General features: G+C 36.4%; 25 protein-coding genes. 20 read left to right on the forward strand and 5 right to left on the reverse strand.

The annotated features are described in order from the left end of the window. The first annotated feature begins 25 nt into the window (after positions 1-25). The 5 genes from EGT49_RS08235 (at position 26) to EGT49_RS08250 (ending at position 4,183) form a co-directional block, all read left to right on the forward strand. Positions 26-490 (forward strand): hypothetical protein, encoded by a 465-nt coding sequence (locus EGT49_RS08235; RefSeq protein ID WP_135373327.1) that lies wholly within the window; start codon positions 26-28, stop codon positions 488-490. 54 nt (positions 491-544) lie between these two features. Next, positions 545-718, forward strand: a complete 174-nt coding sequence (locus tag EGT49_RS12495) for a hypothetical protein (protein ID WP_167849805.1) — start codon at positions 545-547, stop codon at positions 716-718. Between the two features lie 106 nt (positions 719-824). Further along, positions 825-2,723, forward strand: coding sequence for an ABC-F family ATP-binding cassette domain-containing protein (locus EGT49_RS08240; protein WP_135373329.1), 1,899 nt, complete (start codon positions 825-827; stop codon positions 2,721-2,723). A gap of 9 nt (positions 2,724-2,732) precedes the next feature. Beyond that, the gene (locus EGT49_RS08245; protein WP_135373331.1) at positions 2,733-3,683 is read left to right on the forward strand and encodes a thymidylate synthase; all 951 of its coding nucleotides are present in this window, start codon (positions 2,733-2,735) and stop codon (positions 3,681-3,683) included. 11 nt (positions 3,684-3,694) lie between these two features. Further along, positions 3,695-4,183, forward strand: a complete 489-nt coding sequence (locus EGT49_RS08250) for a dihydrofolate reductase (RefSeq protein WP_135373333.1) — start codon at positions 3,695-3,697, stop codon at positions 4,181-4,183. Here EGT49_RS08250 and trhA read toward each other — a convergent pair. After that, the gene (trhA, locus tag EGT49_RS08255) at positions 4,180-4,830 is read right to left on the reverse strand and encodes a PAQR family membrane homeostasis protein TrhA (protein WP_135373335.1); all 651 of its coding nucleotides are present in this window, start codon (positions 4,828-4,830) and stop codon (positions 4,180-4,182) included. The genes EGT49_RS08250 and trhA overlap by 4 nt on opposite strands. Positions 4,831-5,040: 210 nt before the next feature. On the opposite strand from trhA, the gene EGT49_RS08260 reads away from it, so the two are divergent. From EGT49_RS08260 to EGT49_RS08315, 12 genes are all read left to right on the forward strand, one after another. Next, positions 5,041-5,886 (forward strand): DegV family protein, encoded by an 846-nt coding sequence (locus EGT49_RS08260; RefSeq protein ID WP_135373337.1) that lies wholly within the window; start codon positions 5,041-5,043, stop codon positions 5,884-5,886. Between the two features lie 37 nt (positions 5,887-5,923). Next, a complete protein-coding gene (locus EGT49_RS08265; protein WP_135373339.1) occupies positions 5,924-6,772 on the forward strand; it encodes a DUF459 domain-containing protein in 849 nt (282 codons plus the stop codon). Beyond that, positions 6,772-7,362, forward strand: a complete 591-nt coding sequence (locus EGT49_RS08270) for a YpmS family protein (protein WP_135373341.1) — start codon at positions 6,772-6,774, stop codon at positions 7,360-7,362. Before EGT49_RS08265 ends, EGT49_RS08270 begins: the two co-directional genes overlap by 1 nt. Positions 7,363-7,374: 12 nt before the next feature. Next, positions 7,375-7,599 carry a YozE family protein gene (locus EGT49_RS08275; protein WP_135373343.1) on the forward strand — a complete coding sequence of 75 codons (225 nt, stop codon included), beginning with the start codon at positions 7,375-7,377 and terminating at the stop codon, positions 7,597-7,599. A 9-nt stretch (positions 7,600-7,608) separates the two neighbouring features. After that, positions 7,609-8,463 (forward strand): ribosome biogenesis GTPase YlqF, encoded by an 855-nt coding sequence (gene ylqF / locus EGT49_RS08280; RefSeq protein WP_135373345.1) that lies wholly within the window; start codon positions 7,609-7,611, stop codon positions 8,461-8,463. Further along, positions 8,453-9,223, forward strand: coding sequence for a ribonuclease HII (locus EGT49_RS08285; RefSeq protein WP_135373347.1), 771 nt, complete (start codon positions 8,453-8,455; stop codon positions 9,221-9,223). The genes ylqF and EGT49_RS08285 overlap by 11 nt, the downstream gene beginning before the upstream one ends. A gap of 45 nt (positions 9,224-9,268) precedes the next feature. Continuing rightward, on the forward strand, positions 9,269-10,087 hold the full coding sequence (gene dprA, locus EGT49_RS08290; RefSeq protein WP_135373349.1) for a DNA-processing protein DprA: 819 nt from the start codon (positions 9,269-9,271) through the stop codon (positions 10,085-10,087). Between the two features lie 109 nt (positions 10,088-10,196). Further along, positions 10,197-12,281, forward strand: coding sequence for a type I DNA topoisomerase (gene topA / locus EGT49_RS08295; protein ID WP_135373351.1), 2,085 nt, complete (start codon positions 10,197-10,199; stop codon positions 12,279-12,281). Next, complete coding sequence (xerC, locus tag EGT49_RS08300) at positions 12,282-13,181, forward strand: tyrosine recombinase XerC (protein WP_135373353.1); 900 nt, start codon at positions 12,282-12,284, stop codon at positions 13,179-13,181. It abuts the gene before it with no gap. 4 nt (positions 13,182-13,185) lie between these two features. Next, on the forward strand, positions 13,186-13,710 hold the full coding sequence (gene hslV, locus EGT49_RS08305; protein ID WP_135373355.1) for an ATP-dependent protease subunit HslV: 525 nt from the start codon (positions 13,186-13,188) through the stop codon (positions 13,708-13,710). 18 nt (positions 13,711-13,728) lie between these two features. Then, a complete protein-coding gene (hslU, locus tag EGT49_RS08310) occupies positions 13,729-15,174 on the forward strand; it encodes an ATP-dependent protease ATPase subunit HslU (protein ID WP_135373357.1) in 1,446 nt (481 codons plus the stop codon). 9 nt (positions 15,175-15,183) lie between these two features. Beyond that, a complete protein-coding gene (locus EGT49_RS08315; RefSeq protein ID WP_135373359.1) occupies positions 15,184-16,065 on the forward strand; it encodes an aldose 1-epimerase family protein in 882 nt (293 codons plus the stop codon). 59 nt (positions 16,066-16,124) lie between these two features. Here the strand turns inward: EGT49_RS08315 and EGT49_RS08320 are convergent, their stop codons facing one another. Both EGT49_RS08320 and EGT49_RS08325 read right to left on the reverse strand, forming a co-directional pair. Continuing rightward, positions 16,125-17,039: a DUF7916 family protein gene (locus tag EGT49_RS08320; RefSeq protein WP_135373361.1), complete on the reverse strand. Its 915-nt coding sequence runs from the start codon at positions 17,037-17,039 to the stop codon at positions 16,125-16,127. 26 nt (positions 17,040-17,065) lie between these two features. Continuing rightward, on the reverse strand, positions 17,066-18,370 hold the full coding sequence (locus tag EGT49_RS08325) for a PTS sugar transporter subunit IIC (protein WP_135373363.1): 1,305 nt from the start codon (positions 18,368-18,370) through the stop codon (positions 17,066-17,068). A gap of 224 nt (positions 18,371-18,594) precedes the next feature. On the opposite strand from EGT49_RS08325, the gene EGT49_RS08330 reads away from it, so the two are divergent. Beyond that, a complete protein-coding gene (locus EGT49_RS08330; RefSeq protein ID WP_135373365.1) occupies positions 18,595-19,305 on the forward strand; it encodes a GntR family transcriptional regulator in 711 nt (236 codons plus the stop codon). Positions 19,306-19,373: 68 nt separating this feature from the next. Here the strand turns inward: EGT49_RS08330 and EGT49_RS08335 are convergent, their stop codons facing one another. Further along, on the reverse strand, positions 19,374-20,093 hold the full coding sequence (locus EGT49_RS08335) for a DUF3862 domain-containing protein (RefSeq protein WP_135373367.1): 720 nt from the start codon (positions 20,091-20,093) through the stop codon (positions 19,374-19,376). 133 nt (positions 20,094-20,226) lie between these two features. Next, positions 20,227-20,853, reverse strand: coding sequence for a glycerol-3-phosphate 1-O-acyltransferase PlsY (gene plsY / locus EGT49_RS08340; RefSeq protein WP_135373369.1), 627 nt, complete (start codon positions 20,851-20,853; stop codon positions 20,227-20,229). A gap of 205 nt (positions 20,854-21,058) precedes the next feature. Between plsY and parE the strand changes: the two genes are divergently transcribed. Next, a complete protein-coding gene (parE, locus tag EGT49_RS08345; RefSeq protein WP_135373371.1) occupies positions 21,059-23,062 on the forward strand; it encodes a DNA topoisomerase IV subunit B in 2,004 nt (667 codons plus the stop codon). A 10-nt stretch (positions 23,063-23,072) separates the two neighbouring features. Beyond that, positions 23,073-25,517, forward strand: coding sequence for a DNA topoisomerase IV subunit A (gene parC / locus EGT49_RS08350; RefSeq protein WP_135373373.1), 2,445 nt, complete (start codon positions 23,073-23,075; stop codon positions 25,515-25,517). The last annotated feature ends 37 nt before the right edge of the window (positions 25,518-25,554 follow it).

Consider the following 25,554-nt stretch of genomic DNA (forward strand, 5'->3'; position numbering starts at 1 on the left):
TTTTAGGTTTTGAAAGGATGATAATATGACTAAGCATGTTTTTAAAGAATTAAAATTCTATTTTAGAAACGATGACACATGGACTGTTAATCATGGAGAAATGAGTGACGTTTGGATTTCACGTGTTACAACTAGTTATGGACGTATTGAGGGTGGACGTATGCAAGAGATTCATCCATGTAAGCGTTTCAGAATTGAAATTCTACCAGAAGCTGATTACATTAAGGATACTGATGTTTCAACAGCTGCCTTAACTGATGGAATGTTCAACCGTATTATTAAGTATCAAGATATCGAAAAATGCGATATTGTCTTTGAGGATGACGAAGATAAGGAACCAATGCAAATTTACTTCCCATTCAAGCAAAAGGATGCTGAAGGATTAGACAATGCTTACCAAACTTCAACAATTTCTAAGAAGAGTGGTAATTTGTTTATCTCAATCGATCCAGAAAATACAGTTTATGACTTATATAAAGATGCACTTTAATTAATTTTGACGGGACGATTTCTGATCGGGCCCGTTTTTTGTTGGGAGGATAATATGGGAACTTTAAAAATTGGTTCAATGGTCACGATAGTTGATCAAAAGGACGCCATGAAAAATCAAATTGGGGCTGTAGTATATTTTGATGAATCACGCCAAAAAATTTTGGTCCGATTCGGCGGTGTACAACAGATGTATTATGATTTAAAACAACCGCAAGAATATCGTTAAGACGTTTTACAATCTAGTGGTTACATGTGATAATAAACATTGAAAAAGTCTTAATACCTCTATCTAATGGGTAGAGGAATTTTTTTATTATAGTGGTGAAAAATAATTGAAAACCTTAAATATAACAAACGCTTCAAAGTCATTCGGTGAGAGAACTCTTTTTACTGATGTGACTTTTACAATTAATGAGGGAGATCGAATCGGTCTTTTAGGATTGAACGGAACTGGTAAGACGACACTTTTAGATGGAATCGTCAATAACAGCGATTTGAATACCATTACAGTCGATAAGCCCAAGGATTACAAAATCTCTTACTTGAAACAGCAACCTGATTTAGACGGTGATTCGTCAGTGATCGATGCTGTTTTTAATGGGAGTGGCGAGAAGTTTCAATTGATTCGTCAATATGAGAATTCTTTGACGAAATTCAATGCCAATTCAACGGATAGTAAGATTCAAAATGAATTTTTCAAACTCCAGGAAAAAATGAATGCCCAAGAAGCTTGGCAAATGGAATCTGACGTTAAGTCGATGCTTAATAAATTAGGAATTACCGAACTAGATAAGAAGATCTCAGAACTTTCAGGTGGTCAACAAAGACGAGTTGCTCTAGCTCAAACTTTGATTTCTGAAGCTGATCTGTTGATTCTTGATGAGCCAACTAACCATTTGGACTATGAAGCTATCGATTGGTTACAAGCTTATTTGAGTAAATATAAGGGTTCAGTTTTGTTCGTGACCCATGATCGTTATTTCTTAAATGAAGTAGCAACCCGAATTTTTGAAATTGAAAATCGCAACGTAACTGAATATGACGGTAATTACGAAAAGTATTTGCAAGGTAAAGCTGCCAATGAAGAGATCTACGCTTCAGAACAACATCATAAGACTCAACTTTACAAACAAGAATTAAAATGGATGCGTGCAGGGGTTAAAGCCCGTGGAACCAAACAACAAGCTCGTAAGGATCGTTTTACGAATTTGAAGGAAGACTTGCAAGATAAGCCAGATGTTCAAAAAGCAATGTCGATCGATATTGCCCAACAACGTCTCGGAAATGATGTCTTTGACATTAAGGATGCCAGCTTGAAGTTTTCAAACCATATTATCTTAAATGACTTCAGTTACTTAGTTTCTAGAGGCGACCGAATCGGTATTACCGGGGCTAACGGTTCTGGTAAAACAACGTTTTTAAATGCGATTGCCAAACAAATTCCCTTAGATGCTGGTGAAATCAAGACCGGGCAAACTGTTAAGATTGGTTATTACACCCAACATACGCGTGATATGGATCCCGATAAACGGGTTATTCGCTATTTGGAAAGTATTGGTCAAGGGGTTAGAAACTCTGATGGTGAACACATGTCAGCCTCACAGATGCTAGATACTTTCAAATTTGACCATCAAATGCAAGGGGCATTCATTCGTGAATTGTCCGGTGGTGAGAAACGTCGTTTGTATTTGTTGGCAATTTTGATGGATCAACCAAACGTCTTGTTACTAGATGAGCCAACTAACAACTTGGATATTGAAACTTTGACAATTTTGGAAGACTATTTGGGAAGTTTTAAAGGGACAGTTTTGGCTGTTTCCCATGACCGTTATTTCTTGGACAAAGTTGCTGGTAAATTGTTGATTTTTGAAGGCCAAGGTGATATTGAAGAAAGTTACGACTCTTATTCAGATTACTTGCAAAAGGCTAATGAGAAAAAGCTCGCTAAGCACCATGAGATCAAGGAACAAAAGCACGAAGAAGTTAAAAAACGTGAAGAAAAGAAGTCTGAACCTAAAAAGAAATTGACTTACGCTGAACAAAAAGAATATGAGAAGCTAGAACCAAAAATCGATAAATTAGATCAACAAATGTCTGATTTAAAAACGCAGCTCAATGACCCTGAAAATGACTATCAGACCTTGATGGACGCTCAAAGGCAATTGGATGAGCTGAATCAAGAAGCTGATAAGTTGATGGAACGCTGGGAATATTTAAGTCAATTTGCTTAGGAGAGAAAAATGCAAAACGAACAACAGTATTTAGATTTATTGAAATATGTTTTGGAACATGGGCACAAGAAAAATGACCGGACTAAGACTGGTACGATCAGTGTTTTTGGTTATCAAATGCGATTTGACCTACAAGAGTCATTTCCACTTTTGACAACGAAGAAAATTCCCTTTGGCTTGATAAAAAGTGAATTGCTCTGGTTCTTACATGGTGACACGAATATTAAGTACTTGTTAGAACACAATAACCATATTTGGGATGAATGGGCCTTTAAAAATTACATTGAAAGTGCTGACTACCAAGGTCCAGATATGACTGACTTTGGCCGTCGGAGTTTGGTCGATGCTGATTTTGCCAAGGAATATCGTGTTCAAAAAAAGCGTTTTGATGATTTAATTTTAAATGATGCTAAATTTGCCGCTAAGTTCGGAAATCTTGGTGATGTTTACGGTGCACAGTGGCGTCATTGGCAAAAACGTGATGGTGGGTTTATCGACCAGATTCAAAATGTCATTGAACAAATTAAGACGACTCCCGATTCACGGCGCATGATCGTTAGTGCTTGGAATCCTGAGGATGTGCCAACAATGGCTTTGCCACCTTGTCACACTTTGTTCCAATTTTACGTTAATGATGGCAAGCTTTCTTGTCAGCTCTATCAACGTTCTGGCGATCTCTTCTTAGGAGTTCCTTTCAATATTGCCAGTTATGCACTTTTGACACATTTGATTGCTCGTGAGACGGGACTTGAGGTGGGTGAATTCATTCATACTCTTGGGGATGCTCATATTTATTTGAATCATTTGGACCAAGTTCACGAACAATTAAGTCGTATTCCAAGTTCAGAACCACAATTAGAAATTTCAAGCGATAAGAGTATTTTCGAAATAGATGCTAAAGATATAATCGTTAAAAACTATAAACCACAGCCGGCTATTAAAGCACCAGTTGCCGTTTAGGAGGAAATTCGATGATAAGTTTTGTTTGGGCTGAAGATAAGAATCACACAATTGGAGTCGATGGTCACTTACCTTGGACTTTACCGGCGGATATGAAGCGTTTTAAAGAAACAACGATGAATCATCCCATCGTCATGGGTAGAAAGACTTTTGAGAGTTTTCCCAATGGGCCGCTACCAAAGCGTTTGAATATTGTTATTTCTAGAAACAAAGACTATCAAGTACCCGAGTCAGTCGTTTTGATTACTGACAAAGCTGATTTAAAGAAGTACGTTCAAGAAGATGCTGAAGTGATGGTCATCGGTGGCAGTGGTATCTTCAATTTATTCAAAGACGACGTTGATCGGCTCTATTTAACAAGGATCAACCACGAGTTCAAGGGTGACACCAAAATGATTGATTTAGACTATAAAAAGTTTAAATTAGTCGAAAAAAAAGAAGGTCATACGGATAAAGATAATCTTTATCCATACACCTTCGAAACCTGGGATAAGCTTTAATTAACAAAAAAGTAAACTGAGAAGTACATTAGTGCTGTTCCTAACATGACAAATATATGCCAAATCACGTGAATGTATTTGATATTTTTCATCAAGTAAAGACATGCTCCGACGGTAAAGGCAACTCCACCAGCGACAAGTAGCGAGATGCCAACTGGTCCAATGGAGTAGTAAAGTGGTTTCATCGCAATGATGATTGCCCAGCCCATAAGAACGTAGAGCAGTGTTTCCAAGTACTTGAAGCGGCCGACGTTAAATATTTTGTAAAGGATTCCTAAAATCGCTAGAGTCCAGATGAAAGCTAGAATTGTGATGCCAAAAGTTGAATGTAAAGCAATCAAACAATAAGGCGTGTAAGTCCCGGCAATCATTAAGAAAATTGAACTGTGGTCGAAAATTTGGAAGACACCTTTAGCTTTGGTGAAATACAGACTATGAAATAAAGTTGAACTTAAATATAAGAAAAATAGTGTAAAAGCATAAATAAAGTAAGCCGTGATATTAAGGGGGTTACCTTGATGGAATCCTTTTATCAGCAAGAAAATCGCGCCAATTATTGCTAAAACGATACCGATACCGTGGGTCACGGCACTGAAAACTTGATCAGTTATTAGATATGCTCTGGTTGGATTATGTTTTTTTGACATGTTTGAGACCTCAATTATTTTTAACTCTTTATTAGTATTATAAACGTGTTCTAGGTCTTTTCATATGCCTTACATATTGTATAATTAATAAAGATTGTTCATTATTGGTAATAAAAATACCCGGATATTGTTAATGTTTTTAAAATTAATAACGGTAAGTTTGTTATAATTAAGGCAATTAGAACTAAGACCCTATGAAAGAGGGATAAAATGAGTAAAGTAAAAATTCTTACCGATTCATCGGTACAGTTAACCCCAGAAGAAATTGAAAAATATAATATTAGTGTTGTTCCTCTAACTATCAGTATTGATGAGAAGACTTATGTTGACGGCGTTAATATCACCCGTGAAAAGTTTGTTGAAGAAATGGATTCGTCAAAGGATTTGCCTAAGACTTCCCAACCCTCAATTGGAACTTTTATGGATATAATTGATAAAGTACCAGAAGATTATACAGATATTTTGATGTTGATCATGACACCTGCAATCAGTGGTACGATCAATGCCGCTAGACAAGTAGCGGAAATGGCCGAGAGAAACGTTGAAGTCATTGACACTGAATTTACCGATCGAGCTCAAGGATTCCAAGTATTAAAGGCTGCCCAAATGGCCCAAGATGGTAAATCAGTTGAAGAAATCAAACAGGCGTTGGATGTATTGCGTGATCACACATATTTATACATGGGTGTAACCAGTATTGAAAATATCCTTCGTGGTGGTCGTTTGAGTCGTTTTGCTGGCACATTGTCAACTTTGTTGAATATCAATTTGGTTTTGACTGTTAAAAACAATAGTTTAGATATTGCTAAACGTGGACGCGGTCGCAAGACGATTGAAAAGTATATGAACAATGTTCTTGAAGAAATCAAAGGTTTAAAGAATATCAAAGCCGTTGGTATCTCATATGTAGACAAGATGGACTATGTTAATGAATTAAAAGAAAAATTAGAAGAGATCATTCCGGATGTTCCCCTTCTAATTAGGGTCACAAGCCCGGTTATCGCAACACATGCCGGTTCTGGTGCCTTTGCAATTGAATTTTATACAGAAAGCTGATGAATGCATCAGCTTTTTTTTGAAAGATGGATTTTAAATGAAGAAAAAGAGTATTTGGATTGTAGTGATTTTAGTATTATTAATAGCTGGTGGAACGGGTTATTACTTTTTTAATAAAAAAACTGCTCAACCAGTAGTAACACAGGTTAAAAGTGATAAGGTCAAACCGAAGAAAAAAGTTGATCCTAAGAAGAAAAAAATCAGTATTGTCGCCATCGGTGATTCACTAACTGAAGGAATTGGTGATTCCAAAAAAATTGGTGGTGGCTACGTCACACGATTGCAGTCAAAAGTTCAGAATAATTTCGATGTTGAAACTCATTCACATAATTACGGTGTCTCTGGTGATACTAGTAGCCAAATTATGGCTCGAATCAAATCTGATAAGAAGATGCATCAAGATTTACCAAAAGCCGATATCATCACAGTGACTGTTGGTGGTAATGACTTCATGCACTTGCTACAAAGAAAAGGAATTGATTTAACTGCTGGTCAAATTGCTGATGAACAGAAAAAGTTTGATGTTAGATTAAATAAATTGTTATCTGACATCAGAAATTATAATCAAAATGCACCAATTTATTTAATTGGTATATATAATCCTTTTAGTATCTATTTATCAAATGTCAAAAATGCTAAAATAGCCTTTATTAATTGGAATAAGGGTTCAGCTCAAGTGGCTTCTAAGTTTGACAAGGTCTATTTCGTCGATATCAATAATTTGTACCAAAATAAAAAAATTGATAAAGTCGTAGAAAAGAAGGGTGTAAATCCTTATCTTTACAAGAAGGATCATTTTCATCCCAATGCGGTCGGCTATGACATGATGACGCAGAAGGTTTTTGAGAAAGTTAGTGGTACTAAAAAGGAGTGGCTTTTTAAGTAATGAAAAAGAATTATTGGAAATACGCATTTATCGCTTTAGTAGCAGTTCTAGTATTGGTGTTTGGTTACATCGGTATTAAGGCAAGCAGTTCGCCAGCAGAAAATTATACGGTAAGTTCAAAAATCAATGACGACGATAAAGTTTTCACAGTCAATATGACTAAGGCAGAGGCAAATAAATTTGCCCAATATTATCTCAAACATACTTTGAATAATGGTAAGACAGAGTATCAGTTAGTTTTGAAAAAGGATGCTGAATTGACCAGTGATATTTCCTTTTTAGGAGCCAAAATTCACGTAACGATTTTGATGCAGCCTTATGCAAAAACTAATGGGGATGTTCTCTTAAAAGCAAAAGAAATGAAAATCGGAGACTTATCGTTGCCAATATCTTTTGTAATGAATTATATTAAGAATAGTTTTAAGACACCTAACTGGGTCAGCATCAATGGTAAAGACAAGACTGTTCTCTTGAAATTTACTAAGTTCACGACCAAAGAAGGTTATGGTATCAGAGCAAAGAATATTGATTTGAAGAACAATAAGTTGTCCTTTGAAGTAATGAATACCAAAATTACCAATAATCAATAGATTGGGGTTTGTATGAGAAGAAGTTTTTACGAGTATTTAATGACACTACGCAATGCTGATAGTGTTGAACCAGAAGCAGAATTTGCGAACAACGCTTTTCATGATCAGTCTTTTCCAAAACATGAAGAGAGTTATACGAAGATTTCTGATTATTTAGAGTTAAATGCGGGCTATTTGCCTAGTATGAGTATTTTTGACGAGATTTATCAGAAGTATCAAGAAATTGACAGGAAATAGGTGAGGAAAATGGCATTACAGTGGTATCCGGGGCATATGAACAAGGCAAAAAATCAAGTTCAAGATCGATTAAAATTAGTCGATATCGTACTTGAAATCGTTGATGCAAGATTACCTTTTTCATCAAGAAATCCCGTTTTAGAACAAATTATCGACCAAAAAAAACATATTATTATCTTGAATAAAGCTGATTTAGCTGATCCTAAGATTACGGCTGATTGGAAGTTGAATTTCGAACAAGAGGGCACAAAGTCGGTTGAATTAGATGCTAAGCACAACAAAGGATTAGGTCAGATCAAGAGTTTGATTCGTTCTGAATTGGCTGATAAAATTGACCGTTATGAAAAGAATGGTGTCAAAAATTACCGAATCAAAGCCATGTGTATCGGAATTCCTAATGTTGGTAAGTCAACCATCTTGAATCGTTTTGTTGGAAAAAATGTGGCTATCACTGGTAACAAACCTGGTGTCACGAAAAATCAAAATTGGTTGAAGACTAATATTGGAATTGACTTATTAGATACACCTGGAATTCTTTGGCCAAAAATTGACGACCCTAAAGTTGGGATGAAATTGGCCTTATCTGGAGCTATTAAAGAAAAAATTTACGCTCCTGATGATGTAGCGATTTATGCGCTCAATTTCCTAGAAAATCACTATATGGATCAGTTGTTGGAAACTTATAAGCTTGATAATTCTGATATTTTCAACCATACGACACCAGAATTATTGATGGATCTGACGAAGAAATTTGGCTATAAGGAAGATTACGATCGTGCGTCACGCAAAATTATTGATGACGTTAGAAAATTGAAACTGGGTCGTTTAACTTTCGATATTCCTGGGGAATTTTATGAAGAATAAGTACACAATTTCTGAAATAAAGCAATTTTTAAATGAAAATCCGACGGCTGATTTGTTAGCAGAATTGCAACAAGACTCGCGAATTGGCGTTGAAAAATTATTAAAGCAATATTTTAAAAAAGTTGCTCAACAAGAAGAATTGGTGAAAAGATTTCACAACAAGGAATTTCTTGAAAAACCTTATTGGCAACAGGGTCAAATGGTCGCTGGGGTTGACGAAGTTGGTCGAGGGCCTTTAGCTGGTCCAGTTGTTACAGCTGCGGTCATTTTGCCAGCAAATAACACACTTTATGAAGTCGATGATTCAAAAAAACTGTCGATTTCTAAAAGAGACGAACTTTATAAACAAATTTGTGCTCAAGCACTAGACATCAGTGTAGCTGTTGGTAGTCCCTCATTGATCGATCGAGAAAACATCTATCATGCCACAGAATTGACGATGCGAGATTCAATCAATAATTTGTATTTACGACCAGACCATATATTGGTCGATGCAATGACGATTCCAGTCGATATCAGCCAGACTAAGTTGATCAAGGGTGATTCTAAGTCTCTGAGCATTGGAGCCGCTAGTATCGTCGCTAAGGTGTCTCGTGACAGACTTATGATGATGTATAGTCGTAAGTATCCTGAATTTGATTTTGGGAATAATGATGGATATGGCACTAAGAAACATTTGCAAGCATTAGCTGAGTTTGGTCGGACGAAGATTCATCGCTTGAGTTTTGCGCCAGTAAAAAATATTAATAAATTGTACTAAAATACAAATCACTTCCGTAATTTACTTTGAGGGAGTGATTTTTTTATGACAGAGTTAACTAATTTTTTAATCAAATGTCGACTGACAGGGATGGTTTCTAACCAAATTATGTTGAAAATTATCAGAATTTCTCTGAAAAGTGATAATCTAAGAGAAGAATCTTTTAATTTATTGAAAACCGAATGGGGAATTGATAAATTTCACCAGTTTCTACTATTATTAAGTAATCAGCCCAAAAATAATTGTCAGGCGATAAATTACTTAGATGACAACTATCCGGATATTTTAAGAACTATTTATAATCCGCCAGCACTCTTGTTTTTTAAGGGAAATATTGCTTTACTTAAAACTGAATGTATTGCCATTGTCGGTTCAAGATTGGCTAGTGATTACAGCCATCGCTGTTTGGGCGGTCTTGTTCCACGCTTAGTTAATCGTTATACTATTGTGAGCGGTTTAGCTAAAGGTGTCGATGCATGGGCCCATGAAACTACTTTAAAGAATAATGGTTCAACGATTGCGGTCATCGGTAGTGGGTTGGATACTTTTTATCCAAAAGAGAATCGTTTTTTGCAGGCAGAAATAATGCAAAAAGGTTTAGTGATAAGTGAGTATCCACCCAAAAGTAAGATTGAACCGTGGCATTTTCCACAACGCAATCGGATTATCGCTGGACTCAGTCAAAAAGTGATTATTACTGAAGCTAAGAAAAAAAGTGGCTCCTTGATTACTGCTGATTTAGCCTTAGAAAATAATCGGGAAGTTTTAGCTATCCCTGGTCGAATCGATGTCACTCTGTCAGCTGGTTGTAACAAGTTGATTGAAGAAGGGGCGACACCTTTAATAGATTTTAATGATCTCTAGATTTAGAAAATCCAATTGTTAAATTTATCTTTTGGATTGACAAAATAAAAATCTGTGATTAATATATTGAACAGTTTTAACTGAACCATTTTGGAAAGGAGCACTTTGCGTGCCATCAACACAGAAAAACTTGGTGATCGTTGAATCACCTTCAAAAGCAAAAACAATTGAAAAGTATTTGGGACGTAATTATCACGTTGTTGCTAGTCTTGGTCATGTTCGTGACTTACCTAAGAGTCAAATGGGAGTCGATATTGAACACGACTATGAACCTAAGTACATCTCTATTCGTGGTAAAGGTCCTGTCATTAAAGATTTAAAGAAAGAAGCTAAAAAAGCTAAACGAGTTTATCTTGCAGCCGATCCGGATCGTGAAGGAGAAGCCATTGCCTGGCATGTTTCTCATTTGTTAGGTTTGGAAGATGATGGTAAGAATCGAGTAGTTTTCAACGAAATTACTAAAGATAAGGTTAAGCAAGCTTTCAAAACACCTCGATCAATCGATATGAATCTAGTTGATGCTCAACAGGCTAGACGTGTTTTGGATCGTTTAGTAGGTTATTCAATTTCACCAATTCTTTGGGCTAAAGTTAAGAAGGGATTGAGTGCTGGACGTGTGCAATCAATTGCTTTGAAACTAGTTATCGAAAAAGAAAATGAGATCAAGAGTTTTGTCCCACAAGAATATTGGACAATTGAATCAACATTTAAACACAACAAAGATAAATTTAAAGCTAATTTCTACGGTTTAGACGGTAAGAAATTAGAGTTAAAAGATAACTCTCAAGTTCAAGATGTCCTCGGTCGGGTCGATAAAAAAGCTGATTTTAATATCGATAAAGTTACTAAAAAAGAACGTAAACGTTTCCCAGCCGCACCATTTACAACTAGTTCTCTACAACAAGAAGCTAACAAGCGTTTGAATTATAAGACTAGAAAGACCATGATGATTGCTCAACAACTTTATGAAGGAATCAACTTGGGACGTAAAGAAGGTACAGTTGGTTTAATTACTTATATGCGTACTGATTCTAAGCGTATTTCCAAAGTCGCTGAAGCTGAAGCTTCTAAATTCATTCACGAAGCATACGGAGAACCATTTGCCGCTATCAAGGAACGTAAGGACAAGAATCAAGAAGGTGCCCAAGATGCCCATGAAGCCATTCGTCCTTCATCAGTCATGCGCACACCTAAGTCTTTAAAGGATGTCTTGAGTCGTGATCAATATCGCTTGTACGATTTAATTTGGTCAAGATTCGTAGCCAGTCAAATGACACCAGCTGTTTTTGATACAATGACAGTTGATTTATCACAAAATGGCGTTATGTTCAGAGCCAACGGTTCAAAGATGAAGTTTGAAGGTTACCGCAAGGTTTACCAAAGTACTTCTGAAAGCAGTAAAAAAGATAATTTGTTGCCAGAATTAGTTGAAAATGACAAAGCCAGATTGCAATCAAATGATCCGGCACAACATTTTACTCAACCACCAGCAAGATTTACTGAAGCCTCATTGGTCAAAGCACTTGAAGAAAACGGGGTTGGTCGTCCATCAACTTACGCTCCAACCATCGATACGATTCAACGTCGTTATTACGTTAAATTGAATGGTAAGAGTTTTGAGCCAACTGAATTGGGTGAAATCGTTGACAATTTGATTCAAAATTATTTCCCAGATATCGTTAATATCGACTTCACCGCTAACTTAGAAGATGAACTTGATAATATTGAAGAAGGTAAAGAAAACTGGGTCAAAGTCGTTGATCGCTATTACAAGCCATTTGCCAAAGAACTGGAATCCGCTGAAGATAAGATTGAAAAAGTCCAGATCAAGGATGAACCAGCTGGTATGGATTGTGATATTTGTGGAGCCCCAATGGTTATCAAATTAGGTAGATATGGTAAGTTTTATGCCTGTTCACGCTTCCCAGATTGTCGTAATACTAAGCCAATCGTTAAAGAGATCGGCGTTGTTTGTCCTAAATGTAAAAAGGGTCAAGTAATTGAAAGAAAATCCAAGAAGAATCGGATTTTCTACGGTTGTTCACGTTATCCTGATTGTGATTTCGTGTCATGGGATAAACCAATTGGACGTGATTGTCCAAAAGATGGTCACTACTTAGTTGAAAAGAAAGTTAAGGGTGGTCGTCAAGTAATCTGTCCAAACGGAGATTATGAAGAGGATATTCAAAAATAAATGATAGAAGAAGATTTAATCAATAAATTTGTTGATAATTTAATGGTTAATCATCATTACTCGAAAGAAACAAAAAAATCTTATTTGGAAGATATAGATAATTTTGTTTCTTTTTTGTCTAAAAATGGTGGTTTTCATGGTTTTACTAAGATCAATCGTGTCGATGTCGAAACCTATTTAACTTATTTGGATGAAAAAAATTATGCTCAAGAAACAGTGGCTCGTAGAATTTCTGCTTTGCGATCGTTTTATAATTTTCTAGTTCGTAATAAATTTATTCAACAAAATCCTTTTGATTTGATTCAATTGCGGCATAAAGGCCGAAAATTACCACGTTTCTTTTATGAAAAAGAAATGAATCAACTTTTTGAAGCCATTAAAGGGGATGATCCATTATCCTTGAGAAACTCCGCATTATTAGAATTGCTCTATGCCACTGGCATGCGTGTGAGTGAGTGTGCTAATCTATTATTAGATCAATTGGATTTTGACAATAATATCGTTTTGATACACGGAAAAGGGGATAAAGATCGTTACGTTCCTTTTGGAAGTTATGCCAAAACGGCATTGAAGAAGTACTTTGATCAAGGTAGACCTGTTTTGATGAAGAAGTTTCATCAAGAACATCAATATGTATTTGTAAATAGTCGTGGTAAAAATGTTACCAGTCGGGGAATTGAATATATTTTGGATCAGATCATCAAAAAGACGAGTTTAACTTCAGACATTCATCCCCATATGATCAGACATACCTTTGCCACGCACATGTTAGAACACGGTGCTGATTTGCGGACGGTCCAAGAATTACTCGGACATTCAAGCCTTTCGACAACACAGATCTACACACATGTCACGATGGAACATTTACAAAATGATTATAAAAAATATTTTCCGAGGTAAATAAATGACTACAATAGTTGCTGTAAAACACGATGGCCACACTGCAATCGCTGGTGATGGACAAGTTACATTAGGTGAAAAATATATCATGAAAGGTTCAGCTCACAAGGTTAGACGCATTTTTGATAACCAAGTCGTAATCGGTTTTGCCGGTGGGGTCGCTGATGCTATTACTTTGCAAGATTGGCTAGAGAAGAAATTAAAAGCCTATTCTGGTAATTTAAAGCGTGCTGCGGTGGAATTAGCCCAAGATTGGCGAAAAGACCCAACGTTGCAAAAATTGGAAGCAATGCTAATTGCAATGGATAAGGATAATTTGTTGTTGATTTCCGGTAGTGGTGAAGTTATCGAACCAGATGAAGACGTGGTTGCTATAGGTTCAGGTGGTAATTTTGCGCAAGCAGCTGCCATCGCTATGCAAAGACATGCCCAAGATATGGATGCTGAACAAATGGCGGTTGAGGCAATTAAGATTGCTTCAAGCATTGATATTTTTACAAATGAAAATATTATTTCAGATAAATTTTAAAAGAGTGGAGAACAATAAATGGATACAGAGACATTAACCCCTAAACAAATTGTTGCTCAACTAGACAATTACATTATTGGCCAAACTGATGCTAAAAAAGCCGTAGCGATTGCTTTATACAACCGTTATCGTCGAATGCAAGTCCCAGAAAAGTTGCAACAAGAAATCACACCTAAGAATTTGATGATGATTGGATCTACTGGTGTTGGTAAAACAGAAATTGCTCGTCGTTTGGCAAAAATTGTTAACGCACCTTTTGTTAAAGTTGAAGCTACTAAGTTTACTGAAGTCGGATACGTTGGACGTGATGTTGAGTCAATGGTTCGTGACTTAGTAAGTATGGCCGTTTCAATGGTCGAAAAAGAAAAATTTGACGAAATTAGACCAGAAGTTCGCCGTGACGTAGACAAGAAGTTGGTTAAATTATTGGCTCCTGGTATTAAGAAAGAAAAACGTCAAAATAACAATGACTTCATGAGCATGCTTAACAGTATGCAAAATCCTAACAACTCACAAAGTTTGGGTAGTATTTTTGGTAACCAAGATACTATCGATGAAGATCCTGATGCTAATTCTGAAGTTACTGATGATATTCGTAATCGAAGATTGAGTGTCAAAGAACAACTTGATAAAGGCTTATTAGAAAACGAAGAAGTTACTATCAAAGTTGAAGAGTCTAAAAAAGTTGGGCCAATGGATGACCAAATGGGACAAATGGGTATCGATATGAGCGGTATGATGGACTCATTGATGCCTAAGAAGACTATTACGAGAACTTTACCAGTTAAAGAAGCACGTGAACTCTTGATTCAACAAGAATCACAAAAACGTGTTGACCATGATGAGATTTATCAAAAAGCAATTGAAAGAACTCAAAATAAAGGAATTATCTTTATTGATGAGTTTGATAAAATCGCTGCTGGTAGTAAAAAGAATTCCGGTGAAGTGTCTCGTGAAGGGGTTCAACGTGATATTTTGCCTATTGTTGAAGGTTCAAGAATCAATACGAAGTATGGACCAGTTGATACTGATCACATCCTCTTCATTGCTTCAGGTGCTTTTGCTGAAAGTAAACCTAGTGATTTGATTGCTGAATTACAAGGCCGTTTCCCAATTCGAGTTGAATTAAAAGATTTAACTGAAGACGACTTTATTCAAATTTTGACGAAGCCAGACAATGCTTTGACAAAACAATACGTTGCTTTGACACGTGCCGACGGAATACATTTAACTTTTACTAAAGAATCTGTTGAAGAGATTGCAAAGATTGCTTTTGAGTTAAATAATAGTAATCAAAATATAGGTGCTAGAAGACTTTCGACCGTTTTGGAGAAGATTTTAGCTGATATTCTTTATGAAGGTCCTGATATGCAAATGGGTGATATAACTATTACTCGTGAGTATGTTCGTGAACAAGTCGGTAAAATCGCCGAAGATCAAGACCTTTCACGTTATATACTATAGGGGGCAATTATGACAGTCTATCAATTAAAAAATGACTTTTTAACCGTAAAAATTGAATCGTTGGGTGCTGAAGTTATTAGTGTCACAAATAAAGATGGGGTTGAATTTATTTGGCAAGCTAATCCAAATGTTTGGGGCCGACACGCTCCAGTCTTGTTTCCAATTGTTGGTCGCTTAAAGGACAACCATTACTATGTTGATGATCAAGAATATCATATGACACAACATGGATTCGCTCGTGATCAAGAGTTTAGTTTAGATTCACAATCTGATTCACAATTAGTTTTGAGTCTGACTACTAGTGAAAAGAGCTTGGAAAAGTATCCTTATCATTTCAAATTACGGGTAGTTTATCAGTTAGTTAAGGGAACACTACAAATTTCTTATTTAGTTGATAGCTTAGAGCAATCCCAAGAAATGTACTTCTCAATTGGTGCTCATCCAGGATTTGCGGTACCTTTTGAAAAAGGTGTCAATTATGAAGATTTCAAAGTTTCAGTTGACCCTAAGGAAACTAGAACCTTGATTCCAATCAATGGCGAAACTGGAAATATTGATTTAAACAATGAAAAAAAGGTTGATAATCAAGATTTTGACTTAACCCATGACGCTTTTGTTAACGATGCAATAGTTTATCGTTTGAATGAACCAACTCAAGTGACGATTGCTAGTCCAAAAAGTGACCGTCAAGTGATCTTGGATACTGGAAACGCTAAATTCTTCGGTATGTGGTCCTCATATCCAACTGAAGGTAACTTTATGTGTATCGAACCTTGGTGGGGAATCGCTGATAAGAGCGACACCGATAATCAATTAAAAACTAAGTATGGCATCAATCATTTAGCTCCTGGAGAGCAATTCGAGGCTTACTATAGTATTTCAGTTAAATAAATTAAAAAAAAGCTCAGTCAGAAATTTCTGGCTGAGCTTTTTTGGATAGAGAAGAATAATTATCTTTCAACACTACGAGCAATACTTGCAAGGTAGTGACGATAGCCGCCAAGGGCTTGTTTTAATTCTGCAATATTTTCAAAACGATTACGCTGACAATCACCAATATGTTGAAGATCAAAACCGATTTCTTTGTTGAGAATAGCCATATTGCGGATAATATCCGGTTGGCTAGACTCTTGGGATGTTCCAATTGCACTGAGGGCTAAAACGTTATGTTGATGAGCTAAATCAACCGCTTCTTTTAATTCTTCACGGCGAATTCCCCAAACTGTACCTACTGCCGGTAAGAGTAAGATATCAGCCCCTGCAGCGATATAGTTTTCAATAACATCTTTTGTAAAAATAGGCTCGTTACCACCGGCTTTATGCATTTTACCAGCAATAATCAAGCCTTGAAAATGTTCTTTCGCCAGTTTAATCGCTGTAGTGATAGCTTTATTAGAAGTTCCAACACCTGGGTTAGCAGTCAAGCAAATGAAATCAAAACCTAATTCTTTAGCTTTCCTTAATGATTCCACTGAAGCCTGACGTCCTTTAGCAATTTCACGTCTTTCTTCGAGCATTTCAATATCAGGATCAACTGGTTCCAAATTGACACCGATTGGTCGACCAACTAATTTTTTTAAAGTTTTAATAACCGATTCATCAGGTTGAGCAGATGCAAGGGTTAATTGATTAGGAGTTCCTAGAACGATTGGATTAAAAGTATCAAACCCGTTTAAGAGAATCATATCGGCTCCGAAAGCACGAACCATCTCACTAGTAGTAATCCCACCTTCGACTGTTTCGTGGATAACGACGTTTTCACTCATAACGACACGACCTTCACTAGCCTTAATTGCTGTGAAAAGATCGTCTTTGGACATTTTTGAGATCTCACTTGCGGTAGCACTGATAAGTCTTTTAACCATTTTTATTACCATCCTTTAGTTTACATTTATTTTTCGGCAAGTAGTTGCTTGTTGTTAATAGAAGAGACAAAAGGTAAATAAATTAGTGTTCCGATGATCAAATTAACGATTTGTAAAATTGAACCACTGATACTATTCGTAGCTAAATAACCAGAAATAATTGGTGGCATGGTCCAATTCAGAACAGTCCCAGTTGGTTTGGCGACGATTCCTAATTTCATGCTGAAGTAGGTAGTTGTAGCAAAAATCATAGGTACAATAATAAAAGGAATCAAAATTGCAACATTGAAGACAACTGGATAACCAAACATAATCGGTTCGTTAATATTGAAAACGGCAGGGGCGGTGGCTACGGAAGTTAGAGTTTTACTTTCGGCACTGCCTTTTTTCATAAAAATCAAAATGAATAATGCTAACACCAAGCATGCAGTAGCACCTGATCCGCCCATATAAGTGAAGTTAGCAATAAACGAATTTGTCACGATATGTGGTAGTTCCTCACCTTGTTGGAGTGCTAAACGATTGGCATCTGAATTCATCAACCAAATTGGTCCCATTGCAGAATTGATAACAGTTCCATGAACACCAATTGCCCAAACCAAACTGTTTAAACCAACAGCAATTAATGTACCAGCTAATGTTCCACCCAAAAATGAAAGTGGTTTTTCTAAAACTTCAAGAATTACTTCATGGATGTTATCAAAACCTAACATTCCGATAATTAAGGCAATAATAATCCACATGAAAACGATCACGACACCAGGTATCAAGGCACTAAATGTCTTTGAAATTGCCGGTGGAACACTTTCAGGCATTTTTATTTCTACATTATGCGAAATGAACCATGAGAAAATCTTTGCTGAAATTAAACCTAACACGATTGCAACGATTAAACCTTTACTTCCCAAGTAGGTCAAATCGATTCCGGCGAGACCATCTTTTGTAACTATTACTGGTGTGATAGTTAAGAATGCCCCTAAAGCAACAAAACCTGATCCAATTGATTTTAATTCATCCTGAATACAGCTTTTAGTGTAGGAGTATGCGATACCAAAAACAGTTGGAATTACCATAATTCCAAAGGTCATATCTGTCATCCCGTTTAATAAATTACTGAGATTGCCAAAATAGGGAAGGGATATCCCCTGGAGTGTTTCTGCCCAATTATCTATCGGTAAGGCACTAATGATCAAAGGAATTGAACCGATGATAATCAGGGTAACAGCTAGTCCAACACCGTCTCTAATGGCAGTTAGAGCACGATTAGCCGCTAACTTATTAGCGTAAGGTAGGATCTTTTTATTTAAAAATTCGTTGAATCCGCCTTTCATAATCTTTTCCCCCAATATGATCTGATAAATTCTGTTTTGTTCTTAGCTTGAAACTCACTTTATACTAAATATTCTTCTCCTTTCTGATGAATGTGCTTACAGTATAATATAAATAAAGTTCAATGTAAACATCATTTAAAATTAAATGACTAGTCTTTTAAAAACAAAAGAAAAATATATTAAAACATGATAAAATCATTAATATAGACTAGGAGAGATCGTTTATGAATTATAAATACATTGAAATTGCTAAAGCCATCAAAGAAAAAATCAATGATGGAACCTATTTACCTGGAGACCTGCTCCCTGATCAAACTCAAATTGCAAAGGAATTTAATACCACTCGTTCTACGGTTCATAAAGCTTTAAAGGATTTAGTTATTGAGGGGATGATTTACTCAAAACGTGGGGCTGGAACGTTTGTTAGGAAGGACTATTCGTTACTAAAAGATCATCATCAAAGTGTGACTGATTTTGATGATCCATTTAGTGATAGATTATCGAATAGTTTAGAAAGTAAAATTTTACAATTTTCGGTAAGAATGCCAAGTGAAGCTGAAAGAAATCATTTATTGGTGGAACCTGAAGTCTCAATTTATGAAGTTAGACGAGTGAGGTTTTTGGAAGGGGAAATTTTTTCATATGAACATTTTTTAATGCCCACAACAATTATTAAATTGACTGATGAAATTTTAAAAAAATCAGTTTATCAAAGTTTAAGAGAGCAAAATTTTCATATTGAAGGGACTCATCGCATTATTAATGCTAAAAAGGCTAGTGAAAAGGATTTAAAAAACGGAATTGTTCAAAATGCAACTGATCCTGTTTTGGTAATAAGACAATTGAATTATTTAGATGATGGACAACCGTTTCAGCTTTTGGAAACAAGGTACCCTTTTGCCAAAAGTGATTTAATTTCTGATATTACAGTTTAAGATAAAAAAGAGTTTGCTATCAATTATTAATCGATAACAAACTCTTTTTATGTATTATTAATTAGTGTTTATTTTAGTCCAGTTTGATTCTTGCCATCAACGGCATCATTGTTGAAAGTAACAGTAATTTCAGCACCTTGATCACCGTTTAAACCGGTCGTATATTTGAAAATTTTGGTTGCTGTACCATTGATCATAGATTCACTGTAAGTATTAGGATTACCCAAAGTATTGAGAACGTCATTTGACGTCTGACCGTTTTGTAGTTCTTGATATTTTTTAAGGGTAATTTTTTCGTTTCTAGTTACTTTTAAATCAGAGATTGCTTTAGAAACGGCGTGGTCATTATAAAAGTGAACGATGACTTTAGAATTCTTAGTTCCATTAGCAACTTTCTCCCAAGTATCAACATTAGTTTGGAGATCATCAACTTTGCTGACAGAACTTTCATTTGGTTTACCAAAGTATTCTGTTAAAATTTCTGAAGACAAACCGTCTTTTTCACTGAGATAAATACCGTTGTATTGTTTTAAACTGACCCCGGTGATCTCTTTAGTAGATTTTTTCACAGCTTTTTTTGCGGTTTTCTTTTTTGAAGTTTGTGTTGTAGTTGTTTCAGTCTTTTTAGGTGTATAGAAATCACCAAAGGTCCCAATAAGGACACCCCCGACGATTAAAATAATAATGATCAGCCAGAACCACCACTTCTTGTAAAAAGCTTTTTTTGGTGGTTTAATATTATGTTCCTGGCGATATTGTGCCCGACTTGGATACTTTTTACTAGTCATCTTAAAATCCCCCTAAACCAACGATATTACTTTAATCATATTTTATCAGTAACCAAAAAGAATTGGGCTATTTTTAAGAAAATTAAACAATAAAAAATCCAGTCAAAATATTGACTGGACAATTTGTCAGATACTATTTTTGTTGCTTTTGTTGCTTTTGTTGCTTCTTATAACGCAAACCAATTGGAACAAGGTTTTCCTTACCCTTGAGTAGTCGCTTGATATTAGGAATGTGACGAACGTAAATAATGACGGTAACAGCTGCAGCGACTGTCGTTAAGATCCAATCGTGTAAAAATAACGTGGCAATGGTAAAGAAGAGAATCGTTGTCAGACTGGCAACACTTACCATACTAGTTATGTAAACGATGGTTGCTAAGAAGATGAAGCAAATGACAAATAGCAAAGGATTGTAGGCTAGTAAAATACCGGCACTAGTAGCGACCGCTTTTCCACCTCTAAATTTCAAGAAGATCGAGAAGCAGTGTCCAATTACGGCAAAGATACCGATAAAGAGAACCCAATGTTTGTCGAGTCCAAAGAAGACCGGCATCAAGGCACCGAGTGTTCCTTTGAGAATATCGATAATTAATACTAATGTACCGGCGTATTTACCAAAGACACGATAAGCATTAGTAGTACCTACATTTCCACTACCGTAATCAAAAATATTTTTATGGAAAAAGAATTTTCCGACCAGGTAGGCAGTTGGAAATGACCCAACTAAATAGGCCAAGATTGCACAAATGAGAAGTTTCATTAAAAAATCACTCTTTTAGCTTTATTTTTGGTATATTGTAATTCATGGTGCTTTTATAAGAATTATAGATACCGACTTAGATATTATCCACTATTTCAGCAAAAATTAAAAGAAGTCTTATGTACGAACATATATTCGTGCTAAGCTAATAGTGTTATAATATTGAAATATCGCACTACGTAGTAAATGAAAAGGAATGATATAAATGCCTAAATCATCTTATGATGATTCGTCAATTCAAATCCTTGAAGGATTAGAAGCTGTACGAAAAAGACCAGGGATGTACATTGGTTCCACAGATTCACGTGGCTTACATCACTTGGTTTATGAAATTGTTGATAACGCAGTTGATGAAGCCTTGTCCGGATTTGGTAAGGAAATTAATGTTTCTATCAACAAAGATAATAGTATTACAGTCGTTGACCATGGACGGGGAATGCCAACTGGGATGCATGCTAGTGGTAAACCAACGATTGAAGTTATTTTGACGGTGCTACATGCCGGTGGTAAATTCTCCGAAAACAGTTATAAGACTTCTGGTGGACTGCATGGTGTTGGTTCCTCAGTTGTAAATGCTTTGTCAGATTGGATGACCGTTCGAGTTGTTCGTGATCACAAAGTTTATGAAGAACGTTTTGAAAATGGTGGTCATCCAGTTGGAACCTTGAAGAAAACTGGTTCAACTAAAGAAGGTTCGGGAACGACAATTAGTTTTAAACCTGATGAAACAATTTTTCAAACGACTAAATTCAATTATGATACTTTGGCAGAAAGATTACGTGAATCAGCTTTCTTGCTTAAAGGTGTCAAGTTTACTATAACTGACAAACGTGGTGAAGAAGAGCGGACTGATGTTTTTCATTATGAAGACGGAATCCAATCGTTTGTAAAATATCTCAACGAAGGAAAAGATGCCTTAGGTGGAATTTTTTACGTTGAAGGTACTAATTCAGATATGGAAATCGAATTTTCTGGTCAATACAATGACGGTTATTCGGAAAACATTATCTCCTTTGTTAATAACGTTCGCACTGCTGATGGCGGGACTCATGAAGCTGGGATGAAGTCTGGTTTAACGAAAGCTTTTAATGATTACGCCCGTAAGGTTGGTTTGTTAAAAGAAAATAGTAAGAATCTTGAAGGTAGTGATGTCCGTGAAGGATTATCAGCTATCATTTCGGTTAGAATACCCGAAGAAATCTTACAATTTGAAGGCCAAACTAAAGGTAAATTAGGAACTCCACAAGCTCGTTCAGCAGTCGATCAATTGGTTTATGAGCAAATGAGTTTCTATTTGATGGAGAACGGTGAGCAAGCCCAAATGCTTGTTAAAAAGGCTTTGAAAGCTCGTGAGGCTCGAAATGCGGCTCGAAAGGCTCGTGAAAGTTCACGTAATGGCAAAAAGAACAAAAAGACTGATGGTTTGTTGTCAGGTAAATTAACTCCCGCTCAATCAAAGAATCCCGATAAGAATGAATTGTTCTTAGTCGAGGGTGATTCAGCTGGTGGTTCCGCAAAACAAGGTCGAGACCGTAAATTTCAAGCTATCTTGCCTTTACGTGGTAAAGTTTTGAATACCCAAAAAGCCAAACTTGAGGATATTTATAAAAACGAAGAGATCAATACGATGATTTATACGATTGGTGCTGGTGTTGGTGCTGATTTCAAACTTGAAGATCGTAATTATGACAAAGTTATCATCATGACCGATGCCGATGATGATGGTTCACATATTCAGATACTGTTGTTGACTTTCTTCTATCGCTATATGAGACCACTCGTTGAATCGGGTCACGTCTACATCGCTTTGTCACCACTTTATCGTTTGCAAAAAGGTAAGGGTGCTAAGTTAAGAACCAAATACTGCTGGACTCCAGATGAACTTAAAGAAGAAATCAAGAGCATGGGTAAAGGTTACGATTTACAACGATTCAAAGGTTTAGGTGAAATGAACGCCGACCAACTTTGGAAGACGACAATGGATCCTAAGAATCGTATTTTGATTCGAGTTAATATTGACGATGCTGCACTGGCAGAACGTCGAGTAACTACTTTAATGGGCGACAAAGTTAAGCCAAGACGTGATTGGATCGAATCGAATGTCCGCTTCAACGGAACTGAAGAAGGGGATAACATTCTGGAGAAAGTTGATGACGATGCTGACCCAATCGATAGCAAACTTGTCGACGATTTATTGAATAAGGAATAGGTGATAGATAGTGACTGAAAATTCTCCTAAAATTCAAGATATCTCGCTCGAAAAAATCATGGGAGATCGATTTGCGAGATATTCAAAATCAATTATTCAAGAAAGAGCGTTACCAGATATTCGTGATGGCTTAAAACCAGTTCAGCGAAGAATCCTTTATTCAATGTTCTTGGATGGTAATACTTACGACAAAGGCTTTCGTAAGTCAGCTAAGGGTGTTGGTAACGTCATGGGTAATTTCCATCCCCACGGTGATTCATCAATTTATGAGGCGATGGTTCGTCTTTCACAGGATTGGAAATTGAGAAATCCCTTGATTGAAATGCACGGTAATAACGGTTCAATGGATGGTGATCCACCTGCCGCAATGCGTTATACCGAAGCACGTTTAAGCAAGATCTCAACAGAAATGTTGCGTGACATCAATAAAGACACGGTTGATGAAGAATGGAATTTTGATGATACCGAAAAAGAACCAAAAGTTTTACCAGCCCGTTTTCCTAATCTTTTAGTAAATGGTGCTACTGGTATCTCTGCTGGTTATGCAACGGAGATTCCACCTCACAATTTAGGTGAAGTCATTGATGCAGTCATCAAGATGATCGATGAACCTGATGTGACTTTGGACGATTTGATGAAAATCGTTAAGGGACCAGATTTTCCTACTGGCGGTATTTTACAAGGTAAACAAGGAATTAAGGATGCTTACACAACTGGTCGAGGACGAGTTTACGTTCGTTCTAAGACTTCGATTCAAGAGCTCCGTGGTCATAAACAACAGATCGTTATTACGGAAATTCCTTATGAAGTTAACAAAGCCCAATTAGTCAAGAAGATGGACGAAATTCGGGTCTTGAAAAAAGTCGAAGGAATTGCTGAAGTTCGTGATGAAAGTGACCGTCAAGGCTTGTCGATCGTAATCGAATTGAAACGGGATGTTGACGCCAATGGTATTTTGAATTACATGTTCAAGAATACCGATTTGCAAGTTTCTTATAATTTTAATATGGTTGCCATTGCTGACATGCGTCCTCAACAGGTCGGTTTGATCAAAATCTTGAAGGAATATATTAAACATCAAGAAGACGTCGTCTTACGTCGTAGTAAATTCGACATGGCTAAAGCTAAAAAACGTCTCCACATCGTAGAAGGTTTGATCAAGGCGTTGTCGATTCTTGACAAGGTAATTAAAACGATTCGTTCAAGTAAGAATAAATCCGATGCCAAAAGTAATTTGATCAAGAGTTATCAATTTACTGATGAACAGGCTGAAGCCATCGTTTCCTTGCAACTTTACCGTTTGACTAATACTGATGTCACTGAGTTACAAAGAGAAGATAAAGAGCTCCATGAGCAAATTGATCAGCTTAATGAGATTATTAGCAATCACACGACTTTAATGAACGTGATCAAACAAGAGTTAACTCAGGTGCGTGATAGCTATGCTGACAAGCGCAGGACAAAAATTGAGGCTAAGGTCGAAGAGATCGAAGTTGATACGACGGTTATGGTTGCCAGTGAGGACGTTCGTCTGTTGGTCAGTCATGATGGCTATGTCAAACGTAGTAGCATGCGTTCCTATCAAGCCTCTGATGCGGGTGACAACGGTTTGAAGAATGAAGATTATCCAATCATTGATGAAAATGTTAATACTTTGGATCACTTGTTCATTTTCACCGATAAGGGTAATTTGATTTACCGCCAAATTTTTGAGGTCGAAGATAGTCGTTGGAAGGATACCGGCTCGCATCTTTCTCAAGAGATTGGTTTGGACAGTGATGAATCAATTTTGAAGGCCTTTGTCTTTAAGGATTTGAAAGAAACTGGTAATTTTTTAATTGGGACGGATGAAAATTACATCAAGCAAGTTGCCTTTAAAGATTTATTGCCAGGTAGAACTTACAAGTCCCGCGCTTCGAAGTATTGTAAATTAAAGGCTGACGATTCAAGAGTAATGGATGTTTATTACGTACCAAATGACTCCTTGCAATTAGTCTATGTCTTTACGAAACACTCTTATGCTTCAGCTTTCCCAATTGAAGAAGTTCCAGTTGTTAGTGGCAAAGCTATGGGTGTTAAATTTGTTAGTTTGAAAGCTGATGATGAATTGGCTGGCTACTTTATTACGAATAACGATGATGACAAGATTGCTGTCTTAACCCAACGTGGTTCATACAAACAGATGAAATTATCAGAAATTGCGGTAACTAGTCGAGCTCGTCGTGGTGTCTTGACCTTACGTGAATTGAAACGTCAACCGCATCGAATTTCTCTAGTAACGAATATTTCTAATGATTTGCAATTGTCAGTCGTAACTGATACGAATAAAGAATTACCAATTGATATCTCAATGCATCAGAATGCAGACCGCTACTCAAATGGATCATTTATCATGGATCCAGAATCTGACGGTAATCCAATTAGATTTGTGAAAAAGATTGCAGATAATAATTAATATAATTAACAGATTTTCTGTTTATATAGTATTATTA

It is taken from the genome of Companilactobacillus suantsaicola, from assembly GCF_004745525.1.
Taxonomy (GTDB): Bacteria; Bacillota; Bacilli; order Lactobacillales; family Lactobacillaceae; genus Companilactobacillus; species Companilactobacillus suantsaicola.

Excerpts from the sequence above, each read along its gene's own strand:
- EGT49_RS08235 (WP_135373327.1), top strand. The coding sequence starts at position 26 with ATGACTAAGCATGTTTTTAAAGAATTAAAATTCTATTTTAGAAACGAT.
- EGT49_RS12495 (WP_167849805.1), top strand. The coding sequence starts at position 545 with ATGGGAACTTTAAAAATTGGTTCAATGGTCACGATAGTTGATCAAAAG.
- EGT49_RS08245 (WP_135373331.1), top strand. The coding sequence starts at position 2,733 with ATGCAAAACGAACAACAGTATTTAGATTTATTGAAATATGTTTTGGAA.
- EGT49_RS08250 (WP_135373333.1), top strand. The coding sequence starts at position 3,695 with ATGATAAGTTTTGTTTGGGCTGAAGATAAGAATCACACAATTGGAGTC.
- trhA (WP_135373335.1), bottom strand. The coding sequence starts at position 4,830 with ATGTCAAAAAAACATAATCCAACCAGAGCATATCTAATAACTGATCAA.
- EGT49_RS08260 (WP_135373337.1), top strand. The coding sequence starts at position 5,041 with ATGAGTAAAGTAAAAATTCTTACCGATTCATCGGTACAGTTAACCCCA.
- EGT49_RS08265 (WP_135373339.1), top strand. The coding sequence starts at position 5,924 with ATGAAGAAAAAGAGTATTTGGATTGTAGTGATTTTAGTATTATTAATA.
- EGT49_RS08270 (WP_135373341.1), top strand. The coding sequence starts at position 6,772 with ATGAAAAAGAATTATTGGAAATACGCATTTATCGCTTTAGTAGCAGTT.
- EGT49_RS08275 (WP_135373343.1), top strand. The coding sequence starts at position 7,375 with ATGAGAAGAAGTTTTTACGAGTATTTAATGACACTACGCAATGCTGAT.
- ylqF (WP_135373345.1), top strand. The coding sequence starts at position 7,609 with ATGGCATTACAGTGGTATCCGGGGCATATGAACAAGGCAAAAAATCAA.
- EGT49_RS08285 (WP_135373347.1), top strand. The coding sequence starts at position 8,453 with ATGAAGAATAAGTACACAATTTCTGAAATAAAGCAATTTTTAAATGAA.
- dprA (WP_135373349.1), top strand. The coding sequence starts at position 9,269 with ATGACAGAGTTAACTAATTTTTTAATCAAATGTCGACTGACAGGGATG.
- xerC (WP_135373353.1), top strand. The coding sequence starts at position 12,282 with ATGATAGAAGAAGATTTAATCAATAAATTTGTTGATAATTTAATGGTT.
- hslV (WP_135373355.1), top strand. The coding sequence starts at position 13,186 with ATGACTACAATAGTTGCTGTAAAACACGATGGCCACACTGCAATCGCT.
- hslU (WP_135373357.1), top strand. The coding sequence starts at position 13,729 with ATGGATACAGAGACATTAACCCCTAAACAAATTGTTGCTCAACTAGAC.
- EGT49_RS08315 (WP_135373359.1), top strand. The coding sequence starts at position 15,184 with ATGACAGTCTATCAATTAAAAAATGACTTTTTAACCGTAAAAATTGAA.
- EGT49_RS08320 (WP_135373361.1), bottom strand. The coding sequence starts at position 17,039 with ATGGTTAAAAGACTTATCAGTGCTACCGCAAGTGAGATCTCAAAAATG.
- EGT49_RS08325 (WP_135373363.1), bottom strand. The coding sequence starts at position 18,370 with ATGAAAGGCGGATTCAACGAATTTTTAAATAAAAAGATCCTACCTTAC.
- EGT49_RS08330 (WP_135373365.1), top strand. The coding sequence starts at position 18,595 with ATGAATTATAAATACATTGAAATTGCTAAAGCCATCAAAGAAAAAATC.
- EGT49_RS08335 (WP_135373367.1), bottom strand. The coding sequence starts at position 20,093 with ATGACTAGTAAAAAGTATCCAAGTCGGGCACAATATCGCCAGGAACAT.
- plsY (WP_135373369.1), bottom strand. The coding sequence starts at position 20,853 with ATGAAACTTCTCATTTGTGCAATCTTGGCCTATTTAGTTGGGTCATTT.
- parE (WP_135373371.1), top strand. The coding sequence starts at position 21,059 with ATGCCTAAATCATCTTATGATGATTCGTCAATTCAAATCCTTGAAGGA.